11 protein-coding genes are annotated in these 12,014 nt (G+C 51.6%); 5 read left to right on the top strand and 6 right to left on the bottom strand.

The window, feature by feature from the left end:
- Nucleotides 1-33: 33 nt before the first annotated feature.
- Nucleotides 34-588 carry a sugar O-acetyltransferase gene (locus tag BUE76_RS06950; protein ID WP_073040533.1) on the bottom strand — a complete coding sequence of 185 codons (555 nt, stop codon included), beginning with the start codon at nt 586-588 and terminating at the stop codon, nt 34-36.
- A 181-nt stretch (nt 589-769) separates the two neighbouring features.
- Here BUE76_RS06950 and rny point away from each other — a divergent pair, with 181 nt between their 5' ends.
- A complete protein-coding gene (rny, locus tag BUE76_RS06945) occupies nt 770-2,335 on the top strand; it encodes a ribonuclease Y (RefSeq protein ID WP_073040535.1) in 1,566 nt (521 codons plus the stop codon).
- A 76-nt stretch (nt 2,336-2,411) separates the two neighbouring features.
- Here rny and BUE76_RS06940 read toward each other — a convergent pair whose 3' ends face one another.
- Entirely contained in the window at nt 2,412-2,765 is a 354-nt protein-coding gene (locus tag BUE76_RS06940) for a four helix bundle protein (RefSeq protein ID WP_073040537.1), read from the bottom strand.
- Nucleotides 2,766-2,905: 140 nt separating this feature from the next.
- On the opposite strand from BUE76_RS06940, the gene rplS reads away from it, so the two are divergent.
- From rplS to BUE76_RS06920, 4 genes are all read left to right on the top strand, one after another.
- Entirely contained in the window at nt 2,906-3,277 is a 372-nt protein-coding gene (gene rplS / locus BUE76_RS06935; protein WP_073040539.1) for a 50S ribosomal protein L19, read from the top strand.
- A gap of 122 nt (nt 3,278-3,399) precedes the next feature.
- Nucleotides 3,400-3,642, top strand: coding sequence for a Sec-independent protein translocase subunit TatA/TatB (locus BUE76_RS06930; RefSeq protein ID WP_073040541.1), 243 nt, complete (start codon nt 3,400-3,402; stop codon nt 3,640-3,642).
- Nucleotides 3,643-3,674: 32 nt separating this feature from the next.
- A complete protein-coding gene (gene gatA / locus BUE76_RS06925) occupies nt 3,675-5,132 on the top strand; it encodes an Asp-tRNA(Asn)/Glu-tRNA(Gln) amidotransferase subunit GatA (protein WP_073040963.1) in 1,458 nt (485 codons plus the stop codon).
- 136 nt (nt 5,133-5,268) lie between these two features.
- On the top strand, nt 5,269-6,258 hold the full coding sequence (locus tag BUE76_RS06920) for a lytic transglycosylase domain-containing protein (RefSeq protein ID WP_073040543.1): 990 nt from the start codon (nt 5,269-5,271) through the stop codon (nt 6,256-6,258).
- A 188-nt stretch (nt 6,259-6,446) separates the two neighbouring features.
- Here BUE76_RS06920 and BUE76_RS06915 read toward each other — a convergent pair whose 3' ends face one another.
- The 4 genes from BUE76_RS06915 to BUE76_RS06900 form a co-directional block, all read right to left on the bottom strand.
- Nucleotides 6,447-7,727, bottom strand: a complete 1,281-nt coding sequence (locus BUE76_RS06915; RefSeq protein ID WP_073040545.1) for an anthranilate synthase component I family protein — start codon at nt 7,725-7,727, stop codon at nt 6,447-6,449.
- On the bottom strand, nt 7,728-8,060 hold the full coding sequence (locus tag BUE76_RS06910; RefSeq protein ID WP_073040548.1) for a hypothetical protein: 333 nt from the start codon (nt 8,058-8,060) through the stop codon (nt 7,728-7,730).
- Nucleotides 8,061-8,247: 187 nt separating this feature from the next.
- Nucleotides 8,248-9,516 carry an adenylosuccinate synthase gene (locus tag BUE76_RS06905; protein WP_073040550.1) on the bottom strand — a complete coding sequence of 423 codons (1,269 nt, stop codon included), beginning with the start codon at nt 9,514-9,516 and terminating at the stop codon, nt 8,248-8,250.
- A gap of 199 nt (nt 9,517-9,715) precedes the next feature.
- Nucleotides 9,716-11,950 (bottom strand): RelA/SpoT family protein, encoded by a 2,235-nt coding sequence (locus BUE76_RS06900; protein ID WP_073040552.1) that lies wholly within the window; start codon nt 11,948-11,950, stop codon nt 9,716-9,718.
- Nucleotides 11,951-12,014 lie beyond the last annotated feature (64 nt).

Here is a 12,014-nt window from a genome sequence, read left to right as displayed (position 1 = left end):
CCATATCTTCCATCTCTTCAAGAGATGGAAGATCTAAATCTCCCGGATCACCTTACAAGGATTGCCTGCCGCTATCACACCTGCGGGAATATCTTTTGTTACAACACTACCCGCACCAATAATAGAGCGGTCGCCAATATTTACACCCGGACAAATCACCGCGCTTCCACCCACCCACACATCTTCGCCGATGGTGATGGGTTTGGCAAACTCCACACCTGAAGCCCGCTCCACAGGATCAATGGGATGCGTGGCGGTATATATCTGCACATTGGGACCAAACATCGTTCGGCTGCCGATGCGCACCGGCGCCACGTCCAGCACCACGCAGTTGAAGTTGAAGAACACCTTTTCGCCCATCCATATATTATAGCCATAATCGCAAAAAAAGGGCGGCTGAATGGTCAAAGCGGCACCTGCACCGGGAATCAGCTCCTTTAATATTCCTGCGATCACATCCGGCTGGTCATCTCTTGCATCGTTCAGCGCCTTCAGCAAGAGACGGGTGCGGGTACGGTCGGCAGCCAGCTCTACGTCATCGGGGCGGTATAGGTCGCCGGCGATCATTTTTTCTTTCTCCGTTTGCATGTTTTAAAGTTAGCCGCTGACAGCCAGAATGTATTTTCTGTTCCGCAGTCCTAACAGGGTCAGCAATACCTTTCCTTGGCTCCGCAACAAATACCGCCTTTTAGTATCTTCGCCACCCTGCCCCTGAATAAGGGTTGTGAGAATCGTATATCTTGACCAAACATTTTTTCAAACATTTTCAATGGACCCAATGATCCTTTCCATATTAGTCGGAATAGTGGCGCTGGTAGCCGGCATCGTGGCCGGTAAATTCATATTTGCCAAAGACAACCAGAAACGTATTGACGATGCCGAACAGCAGGCACAGAACATTATCAAGGAAGCTGAACTCCGTGCCGAAACCACCCGCAAGGAAAAAGAACTTTCCGCCAAGGAACGCTTCGTACAGCTGAAATCGGAACACGACAAAGAAGTAAACCGCCGCAACCGCGAGCTGGGTGATGCCGAAAACCGTATCAAGCAAAAAGAAACAACCCTGGACGCCAAGTCGGCGCAGCTGGACAAACAGGTGAAAGAAAACGAGGTGATCAAACAAAACCTCAACAAGCAACTGGAAGTAGTGGCCCAGAAGCAAACTGAGCTGGACCGCCACCAGGAAGAGCACATGCGCCGCCTGGAAAAGATCGCCAACCTCACCGCAGAGGAAGCCAGGAACCAGCTGATTGAAGGCCTGAAGCAGGAAGCACAGTCGCAAGCCCTTGGCCTGCAACAGGAAATTGTAGACGAGGCCAAGCAAAAGGCTAACAAGGAAGCCCGCAAGATCATTATTCAAACCATCCAGCGTACCGCTGCCGAGCAGGCCATTGAGAACGCTATTACCGTATTTAACCTCGAAAGCGACGAGATCAAAGGCCAGATCATCGGCCGTGAAGGTCGCAACATCCGCGCCATTGAAGCCGCTACCGGTGTTGACCTGATCGTGGATGATACTCCCGAGGCCATCATCCTCTCTTGCTTCGACCCCCTGCGTCGTGAGATCGCCCGCCTGGCCCTCCAGCGCCTGGTAACCGACGGCCGTATCCACCCCGCCCGCATTGAGGAAGTGGTGGAAAAAACCAAGCGCCAGCTGGAAGACCAGGTAATGGAAATTGGTGAGCGTACCGTAATCGAACTGGGTATCCACGGCCTGCACAAGGAACTGGTGCGCCTGGTGGGTAAGATGCGCTTCCGCTCTTCTTACGGCCAGAACCTGCTGATGCACAGCCGCGAGGTGGCCAACCTTTGCGGTATCATGGCTGCCGAACTGGGCCTCAACCCCAAACTGGCCAAGCGTGCCGGCCTGCTCCACGATATTGGTAAAGTACCTGATGAAGAAACCGAACTGAGCCACGCCCTGCTGGGTGCCAAGCTGGCCGAGAAGTACGGTGAAGCTCCTGCCATCGTAAACGCCATCGGCGCCCACCACGATGAAATGGAAATGCAGTATGTGATCTCCCCCATCATCCAGGCTTGTGATGCCATCAGCGGTGCCCGTCCCGGTGCCCGCCGCGAGATCATGCAGCAATACCTGCAGCGCATTAAGGAACTGGAACGCCTGGCCTGCGCCTACAATGGCGTGGAGAAAGCTTATGCCATTCAAGCTGGTCGCGAGCTGCGGGTGATTGTGGAAGCTGATAAAGTATCGGACGGCGACAGCGACAAACTGAGCTTTGAGATCGCCCAGAAGATCCAAACCGAAATGACCTATCCCGGTCAGATCAAGGTGACGGTGATCAGGGAGAAAAGGGCGGTGAATGTAGCGCGATAAGAGAGAAGCGGTTCGCTGTTAGCCTTTGGCTATTAGCTTTTCCTCAACATAGCAAACGTGCAAAAAGCCTGAACCATTAGTGGTTCAGGCTTTTTTGATATGCGTTAAGCATACGTTGTCCGTCACCTAAATTGCTAAGTAAAGCATCACATAACTCTAAGTTTCCCAACCCAACAGCTTTTGCAATCAGCAATTGGGTTTCCAACTCGAAACTGGAACCAAGCGCTATTTCAACAAAACGGTTATTGTCTTTATCACTGCTCCTGCTACTCCCCTCTGCAATATTTGAAGGAATGGAAACCGCTGCCCTTGTTATCTGGGAACAAAGTCCAAACTGCTCAATTTTAGGTAGGGTTGCAGAGAACCGATAAGTCTGAATTGCCAAATCCAAACCTTTCTGCCATACCCGTAATTGCCGGAAGTCTTTCATTTTTAGGAAAAGATAAAAGCTAAACCGCTGTTTCTCAAGCTAACAGCCAACAGCCAAAGGCTAACAGCTAAATTTTCTTTACTAAGTTTGCCGAAAGTTCCTCCTCCCTCCTTATCTTTGCCGTCCTTAAAATTGAAGTTATGCAATCCGCTGTCCAATTTGTGCACGAGCAGCTCACTGGTAAAAAGGAATACCCCAAATTCAAAGCCGGTGACAATATCACCGTTAACTATAAAATCATTGAAGGTAACAAGGAGCGTATCCAGTCCTTCAAAGGCGATGTAATTAAAGTACAGGGCGATGGTGCTACTGCCACCTTCACCGTACGTAAAATTTCCGATGGCGTAGGTGTGGAGCGTCTGTTCCCCTTCTTCTCGCCCAACATCGAGTCCATCCTGCTGCATAAGGTAGGTCGTGTTCGTCGCGCTAAGCTGTACTACCAGCGTGAGCGTAGCGGTAAAAGCGCCCGTATCAAGGAAAAGCGTCAGGCGGTGGAAACTAAATCCAAATAAGCACAACTTTCGTTTATATAAGCGTCCCATATTCATGGGGCGCTTTTTTATTTCCCTTATTTTAGCAATCCGGGTAACCAATTTGGGATACCTTTGCTTATTCATCATTAAAAACTTTAGTTATGAGCCTTGGTTGGAACGAAATTCTGCTCATCCTCCTGGTGGTACTGCTCCTGTTCGGCGGCCGCAAAATTCCTGAACTGATGCGTGGCCTGGGTAAGGGCATCCGCGAATTCAACGATGCAAAAAACAACGTGCGTAAAGAAATTGAAGAAGGCATCAACGAGCAGCCTAAAGAGCGTGTAAGCGAGCAGAGTGCAGAGCGTGTAACAACTACTACCTCTTCTACAACCACACAGCCTTAATATTTTTCCGCCACGGATCTAATCAGTTGACTTTGTTCCAGTTCCATTCCATCGAACAATACCATCAACAGTTGCAGGCAGGTGATATCACCTGCCTGCAGGCTGTTAGGCACTACCTGCAAGCCATCGAAGCCCGCCCCGAACTGAATGCTTTTGTTTCGGTATTTGCCGAAGAAGCCATAGCAAGAGCCCAGGAGTTGGATAATCAAACTACTCCCAAAGGCCGCCTGCACGGTGTAGTGGTGGGCATTAAGGACGTGTTGTGCTACGCCGGTCACCCCGTTTCATCCGCCTCCAAAATCCTGAACGGTTTTGAATCGCTCTACACCGGCACCGCCGTACAACGTTTAGTGGATGAAGGTGCCATCATCATCGGCCGCCAGAACTGCGACGAGTTTGGCATGGGTTCCACCAACGAGAACTCGGCTTATGGCCCGGCGCTTAACCCTGTTAATCCCGATTATGTGCCGGGTGGCTCTTCGGGTGGCAGTGCTGCCGCAGTGGCTGCCGGGTTGTGCATGGTATCGCTGGGAACCGATACCGGTGGTTCGGTTCGTTTACCAGCCGACTTCTGTGGCATTGTGGGAGTAAAACCCACCTATGGCCGTGTATCGCGTTATGGACTGATTGCCTATGCTTCTTCTTTCGACCAGGTAGGTGTGCTGGCGCAAAATGTGGCCGATGCTGCCCTGGTGTTGGAAGTAATGGCCGGCCCCGATGGCATGGACAGTACTGCTTCCACACAGCCGGTACCTGCTATTGCAGCTTCGGCAAAGGAAAATGGAAAATCTTACCGCATTGCTTATTTCCCCGAATGGCTGGAGCATTCCTCTATTGACCCGGAAATACGTGCTGCACTGGGCCAACTGCTGGAACAATTGAAAGCTGAAGGCCATACTGTAGAACCCGTGTCCTTCTCGCTTACCGAATACATTGTACCCACTTATTACGTGCTCACCACGGCCGAAGCGTCCTCCAACCTCTCCCGGTTCGACGGGGTGCGTTTTGGTCACCAGTCGGCAAATCCCGTGGAAGACCTGCGCGAGTTTTACAAGCAAAACCGCTCCGAAGGTTTTGGCCCCGAAGTAAAGCGCCGCATTATGCTGGGCACTTTTGTGTTGAGCACCGGTTATTTCGACGCTTACTTTACCCGTGCCCAACAGGTACGCCGCCTTTTGCAACAACAGGCCGATGCCATCTTCAACAACTACGACCTGATACTGGCACCCACCTCTCCTACCCCGGCCTATAAAGCCGGCGAAAAGACCCAGGACCCAGTGGCGATGTATATGGGCGACATCTTCACTGTTTTTGCCAACCTGGTGGGTGTGCCCGCAGCAGCTTTGCCTTTATTTAAACATTCTGCTAACCTTCCGTTCAGCGTACAGGTTATGGCAAAAAGGTTTAATGAGTTAACTTTGCTGGGCTTTTCCGCAGCGCTGGAAAGAGATTTCTCGCAAAGCCGCAAAGGAGCAAAGGAGTTGGTATAAGGAAAAAGAAGCAACAAGTTTTTGCAGTAGCGTCTTGGATTTGTACAATAGTTCCGTTGCTCCGCCGCGTCGTTGCGAGAAAAACTTTGCGTCTTTGCTCCGCCGCGCCTTTGCGTGAAAACCCCAAAAAGCACCCATGCACAAACCTCTCCTCTTGTCGCTATGCCTTTTTGGAACCGTTGCCACCTACGCATCCGGTGCATACCAGCCTATGCCCGGTGATACCCTCGTAAAAAAATCAGCGCATATCGACCCCAAGAGCGGGTTCAAGGACCTGTTTGAAAAAACAAAGGTCAACGGCATCGATGCCCGCAAACTGAATGCGCAGGCGATCTCTTATGTAGCCGATTATATGCAGCGCTTGGGTCCTGGACTGCAGCGGATGAAAAGCTGGGCCAAGCCCCAGTTCGACATGATGGATGGCGTGCTCAAACAGCATGGCCTGCCTGTTGAACTCAAATACCTGGCGGTTATTGAATCCCGCCTGCAGCCTTTTGCCGTATCATGGGCAGGGGCCGTTGGTCCCTGGCAGTTTATGGAAGGCACCGGCAGGATGATGGGCCTCCGCATCGGGCCTACCATCGACGAACGCACCGACTTTTTCAAAAGCACCCATGCCGCCGCCCGTTACCTCAACCAGTTGTACCGACAATACGGCGACTGGCTGCTGGTGATTGCCGCCTACAACTGTGGCCCCGGTGGCGTACATAGCGCTATCCGCCGCAGCGGCAGCCGCAATTTCTGGAACCTGCAATACCATTTACCTGAAGAGTCGAGGCTGCATGTAAAGAAATTCATTGCCACCCACTACATTATGGAAGGCGATGGTGGCGAAACCACCCTTACCAGTACTGAAGTGGCTAACCGTGGTATGCAGCAGGCGGCTGAAGCGGATGCCGATACAGAAGTGATTCCCATTACCGGCAAATACCATTCAGCGGCCATCAGGCAGCATGTAGCGCTGGATAAAGTACGCTTTGACAAGCTGAATCCCAACTTCGATAAAGCCCTGGCGCATAACGGCAACTACGACCTGCGTTTACCCAAAGAGAAGGCACTTCTATTCCAAGAAAAAAAGCAGGAGATACTGGAACAAAGCATCCAATTGATGTTGGGCATGGATTAGCATCGCGGATCGCTGATGTGGGGATCGCGGATTTATGAGTTATGGTTTGGGGCAGCATTAATAAGGAGCGGACAATAACTACTATGACAAATCCAGGAGACGCGAAAAGGCACCAGTCCAGATTTCCTGATCAGCGATCTTCAAACCAGTAATTTCCGCCTTCAAATCAGCGATTAAAACATCATAGATCAGCGATCCTCCAGCACCTTCCGGATCGCTGCTGCCTTGAGCAGGCATTCTTCCCATTCCCGTTCCGCATTGCTATAGAAGGTAATTCCGGAGCCTACCTGGCAGGAAACATAGCCATTATCGGCATTGTACATAATGCTGCGGATCACCACGTTGAAATCGAAATCGCCGGCAGGAGTAAAATACCCTACCGATCCGGAAAATATGCCCCGCGCTGATGGTTCGTATTGATCAACCAGCTGCATCACGCGGAGCTTGGGCGCACCGGTCATGGAGCCCATGGGAAAATTGGCCTGCAGCAATTGGGAAAAGCTTATTGCAGGCCTGATGGTACCGCTGATGGTACTGACCATCTGGTGCACCTGCGGAAAGGAATAAATACCGTACAATTCATCCACTTTCACGGAAGCATCTGCGCATACCTGCGACAGGTCATTGCGCACCAGGTCCACCACCATCACGTTTTCGGAGCGCTCCTTGGTGCTGAGGTACAATTCTCTTTTCAGTACCGCATCTTTTTCAGCATCCTGTAGGTTGCGGCGGGCAGTGCCCTTCATAGGTTGGGCAATCAGCTGACCACCTTTTTTGTTTAGAAAACGCTCAGGGCTTGCCGAAATCAGGTAGCGGTTGTGGTACCGGTAAAGCGCAGCAAAAGGCGCGGGTGAAACTGCCGACAGCTGCCGGTAAATAGGTACCGGATTCAGCTGCACGTTTTCGGCGTACAGCTCCTGGCAGAAATTGATCTCGTAGCAATCGCCGCGGCGGATATGTTGCTGCAAATGCCCGATGGCATCAAGGTAAGCCCTCCGGGTAAGCCTTGGCGTGAGCACCACCGGATGATCCATTTTTGGCTCCGCAACAATAGTTTCCTGCAATGCCTGCCATACCGCGCCAGGATCCGTGGCTTCAATGGTGAGGGTATTGTCTTTTACATACAACACCACTTCCGGCTCAAAGAAGTGGAGGTGCGGAAAACCAATGGGATCTTTTTTCCCTGTTTCCAACCCATGCAGTTCTTCTTTCAGGTCGTAGGCCAAATGACCGAAACACCAGCGGGGCTGCTGTACAAAAGCGTCCAGCGAAGAAAGGTCATCTACCCACGAACGTACCCCCACACCCAGCAGGCACTCGAAGTGCTGCGGCTGGAAACCGTACTGATGGCTGTCCAGAAAAAGAAAAATGTTGAACCGGGATGCCCAGTTCAACATTTTCTGTTTCAGCACTTCCAAATCAGCGATGGCGTAATGTGCGATCGTGCCGGATGCTGTATGGGTATTCATCTAAAAATCGTCGTCCTCGTCGTCAAAACCATTACCACCACCGCTAAACAAATCCTTGAACTCAGGATCTTCTTCGATCTTGAAATCTTCTTCTTCGTCGGCGTCTTTTTTACCACCGCCTTTTTTCGACTTGGGCAGGTCAAACTCTTCGAAGTCGGGATCCCACGAATCATCTTCCTCACCCTCCAGATCATCCCCATCTTCATCGATGTCTTCGTCGTCCTCGTCTTCTTCTACTTCTTCTGCCTTTTTTGCCGAACGGCCTTTGGCCAGCGCCGTAAATACATCCGGCAGCAGAGCCTCTTCCAATTGGGGTTCCAGTGTGTGTATCATAGTTTCTTGTCGTTGTATCGGGGGTGTAAAATTTGTGCGGGATTTTCATTCCGCCAAATTTTTATGCACCCATTTTCTAAGCGGCTAAAACCGGAAAAATAGAGCCACCAAGACACAAAGACGCAAAGGGTTCACTAAGGGTTTCTTTGTGCTTCTTCGAGCCTTGGTGACTTAGTGGCAATAAAAATTATCCTTCAATCTTGATGATCTGGTCGCGGCCGGGACCATTGGAAATGTAGCGGATGGGGGCTCCTGCCTGCTGGGTCAGGAAGTCCATATAGGTCTTCATTTCCTGGGGCAGTTCGCTTTCTGATTTCAATACCGACGAATCCACTTTCCAGCCTTTGAATTGCTCGTATACAGGGTCGATCTTGCTCCAGGTCATCTGGAAAGGCACCTGCTCGCTTTCTTCGCCATTGATTTTGTACTTGGTGCACACTTCAAGGGTATCAAAAGCGTCCAGCACGTCGGCTTTGGTGATCACCAGCTGTGTTACGCCGTTGATCATGCAGGCAAAACGCAGGGCTACCATATCCATCCAGCCGCAGCGGCGGGGACGGCCGGTGGTAGCACCAAACTCGTTACCAATGCGGCGCAGTTCCTCGCCGGTTTCATTTTCCAGTTCGGTGGGGAAAGGACCGCCACCTACGCGGGTACAGTAAGCCTTGCTCACACCCAGCACCTCGCGGATCTTTTGCGGAGCCACACCCAGACCATTGCATACGCCGGCCGAAATGGTGTTGGAGGAAGTAACAAAGGGGAAGGTACCAAAGTCGATATCGAGCATGGAACCTTGTGCGCCTTCGGCCAGTACGCGTTTGCCCTGGCTGATCTTGTCGTTGATGAAGTACTCACCATTAACGATGTTGAGGCTACGCAGGAACTCGATGGCTTCAAAGAAGTCTTCTTCCCATGCGGTGATATCTTCCTGGAAATTATAGTTGTCGAGCAGGCGCTGGTGTTTCAGGCGCAGCTTGATGTAGTTGGTGGTAAAGCTCTTGTGGAGCAGGTCGCCAACGCGGATGGCGTTGCGGCCGGTTTTGTCCATATAAGCGGGGCCAATGCCTTTGAGGGTAGAACCGATCTTGTCGTTACCCTTGGCCAGTTCGGCGGCCTTGTCCAGCGCACGGTGCGTAGGCAGGATGATATTGGTACGCTCCGAGATAAAGAGGTTCTTTTTGAGATCAACGCCAAACGCTTCTACGGAAGCAGCTTCGCGGCGCAGGGTTACGGGATCGAGCACCACGCCATTACCAATGAGGTTGGTAGCCTGCTGGTGAAATACACCGGAAGGAATCTGGTGCAGTACGATCTTCTTGTCGCCAACATAGAGTGTGTGACCCGCGTTGGGGCCTCCCTGGAAACGGGCAATCACATCGTAATCCTTTGCAAAGAAATCCACGATTTTGCCCTTGCCTTCATCACCCCACTGAAGGCCCAGAATAACGTCAACCATAATGAGTTTGTTAATTGAGTGGCAAAAGTAGGCGAAAACAGGTTAGAAGTTTGGGGTTAGGGGTTTGGAGTTTGGGGTTATGTGTTTGGGGTTTAGAGTTGGAGGTTAAACATTTGGAGTTTGAATGATTTACATCTCAAAACCGGTTTCCTATCTACCAACTCCAAACCCCAAACACATAACCCCAAACCCTTAACTCCTATCCCGCCGTTTCCGTTTCAAACCGCTCTACCCGCTGTATGCCATCGAGTGCCAGCAGGCGCTCCACCAGTTCCTCCAGTTCCTCCTTATCGTGTACAAACACCCGGATGGTGCCTTCAAACAGCCCTTCACCCGACTCAATGGTGAGTGCGGCAATATTGATCCGCATGTCGCCGGAAATAATATTGGTGATCTTGTTGATGATACCCACATCATCCATACCGATGATCTTGAGACCCGTGAGGAAGGAAATCTCCTTGTTCTTGGCCCACTTGGTCTTTACGATCCGGTGGCCATAGTTGGCCATCAGCTTGGGGGCGTTGGGGCAAGAGGTACGGTGAATGGTAAGCCCTTTGCCGGTAGTTACAAAGCCAAACACATCGTCGCCGGGAATGGGCTTGCAACAGTTGGCCAGGTTGTACATGATCTTATCGCTGCTCTCGCCAAAGATGATCAGTTCGGTATCCTTACGCGGGATGTGGAGTTCGGCAGGCTTCTGCTCGGGCAGCGGTTTTTCTACCTTGGGAATTTCCAGTTTATCGCCAACAACCTTGTACTCCTTGAGTTCTTTAAGGTCGATGCTTTTGATGGCGATACCATAATACAGGTCGAGCGCCGAGTTCACTTTATAGTGTACAATCAGCTCGTCGATATTGTGCGGATTGAGGGCGGCACCCAGGGCTTCCAGCTTGCGTTGCAGGGTATACTTCCCTTCTTCGGCAATGGTTTTCTTTTGCTCCTTCAACGCATCCTTGATGCGGGCACGGGCCTTGGCCGTTACCACGAAGTTTAACCAGTCCTCGGTAGGTTTTTGCTTGTTGGAGGTGATGATCTCCACCTGGTCGCCGCTGCGCAGCTTGTGCGAAATGGGCACCAGTTTATGGTTCACCTTGGCACCGATACATTTAGAGCCCACCTGGCTGTGTACCGAAAAGGCAAAGTCGAGTGCCGATGCGCCAATGGGCAGCATCTTCACATCGCCCTTGGGTGTGTACACATAAATTTCTTCAGCAAGGAAGGAGGTTTTGAAATCCTGCAGGAAATCCACCGAGTCGATGTCCTGGTTGGTGATCACCTCGCGGATCTGGCTGAACCACTTATCAAATCGGTTTTCCTCATTGGTACCTTCCTTGTATTTCCAGTGGGCAGCAAGGCCTTTTTCGGCAATCTCGTTCATCCGCTTGGTACGGATCTGCACTTCCACCCATTTCCCGTTGGGGCCCATCACCGTGGTGTGCAGGGCCTCGTAGCCGTTGCTTTTGGGGTTGGACAGCCAGTCGCGCAGGCGCTCCGGCGATGGGTTGTACTCGTCGGTGATCATGGAGTACACTTTCCAGCAGTCTTCCTTTTCCCGCTCCGGAGGGGAGTTGAGGATAACCCGGATGGCAAAAAGGTCGTACACCTCTTCAAAGGCCACGCCCTTTTTCTTCATCTTATTCCAGATGGAATGGATGCTTTTGGGACGGCCATAAATATCGAAGTCAAGCCCGGTCCCTTCCAGCTTATCGCGTAACGGCTTGATGAATTCATTGATAAAACGGCTCCGTTCGCGGCGTGTTTCCGACAGCTTGCGGGCAATTTCCTTATAGGTGTCCGGCTCCAGGTACTTCATGGAGAGGTCTTCCATCTCCGTCTTCATGTTGTACAGGCCCATGCGATGGGCCAGCGGGGCATACACGTATACCGTTTCGGAGGCGATCTTCAACTGCTTTTCCTGCTTCATGCTGTCGAGGGTGCGCATGTTGTGCAGGCGGTCGGCGAGCTTAATGAGGATCACCCGCGGGTCGTCGGTGAGGGTGAGCAGGATTTTTTTAAAGTTCTCGGCCTGCTGCGAGGCGTTCACATCAATGACGTTGGAAATCTTGGTGAGGCCATCCACGATCTTGGCGATCTCGGAGCCAAACTCACGCTGCAGGTCTTCAAGCGAGATGTCGGTGTCTTCAACCGTATCGTGCAGCAGGGAGCAAATGGTGGAGCGGATACCCAGCCCTATTTCTTCCACGCAAATGCGGGCAACGGCCAGCGGGTGCAGGATGTAGGGCTCACCGCTTTTGCGGCGCATGCTTTTATGAGCGTCGGCGGCCATCTCAAAAGCATGTCGGAGCAACTTGCGGTCGCCGGGTTTGATGCGGGATTTAAGGCAACGGAGCAGGGCGCGGTATTCGCGGAGAATGAGTTTCTTTTCCTGTTCTTCGTTGAGGTTATACTTCGGTTTCTGCGCTACGGTTTCCATCAGGCACGAATTTACGCCAAAGCGGGGGCAATTATTTTAACGGGAAAAAGGAATGCCAACTTTA

Origin of the sequence: Cnuella takakiae (genome assembly GCF_001953305.1) — a bacterium.
GTDB lineage: Bacteria > Bacteroidota > Bacteroidia > Chitinophagales > Chitinophagaceae > Flavisolibacter > Flavisolibacter takakiae.
The sequence above is the reverse complement of the archived record's forward strand: the minus strand, read 5'-3'. Positions and strand labels throughout refer to the sequence as shown.

Coding starts and splice junctions, on each gene's coding strand:
- BUE76_RS06950 (WP_073040533.1), bottom strand. CDS start 588: ATGCAAACGGAGAAAGAAAAAATGATCGCCGGCGACCTATACCGCCCC.
- BUE76_RS06930 (WP_073040541.1), top strand. CDS start 3,400: ATGAGCCTTGGTTGGAACGAAATTCTGCTCATCCTCCTGGTGGTACTG.
- BUE76_RS06900 (WP_073040552.1), bottom strand. CDS start 11,950: ATGGAAACCGTAGCGCAGAAACCGAAGTATAACCTCAACGAAGAACAG.
- BUE76_RS06915 (WP_073040545.1), bottom strand. CDS start 7,727: ATGAATACCCATACAGCATCCGGCACGATCGCACATTACGCCATCGCT.
- BUE76_RS06905 (WP_073040550.1), bottom strand. CDS start 9,516: ATGGTTGACGTTATTCTGGGCCTTCAGTGGGGTGATGAAGGCAAGGGC.
- BUE76_RS06920 (WP_073040543.1), top strand. CDS start 5,269: ATGCACAAACCTCTCCTCTTGTCGCTATGCCTTTTTGGAACCGTTGCC.
- BUE76_RS06910 (WP_073040548.1), bottom strand. CDS start 8,060: ATGATACACACACTGGAACCCCAATTGGAAGAGGCTCTGCTGCCGGAT.
- rplS (WP_073040539.1), top strand. CDS start 2,906: ATGCAATCCGCTGTCCAATTTGTGCACGAGCAGCTCACTGGTAAAAAG.
- BUE76_RS06940 (WP_073040537.1), bottom strand. CDS start 2,765: ATGAAAGACTTCCGGCAATTACGGGTATGGCAGAAAGGTTTGGATTTG.
- rny (WP_073040535.1), top strand. CDS start 770: ATGGACCCAATGATCCTTTCCATATTAGTCGGAATAGTGGCGCTGGTA.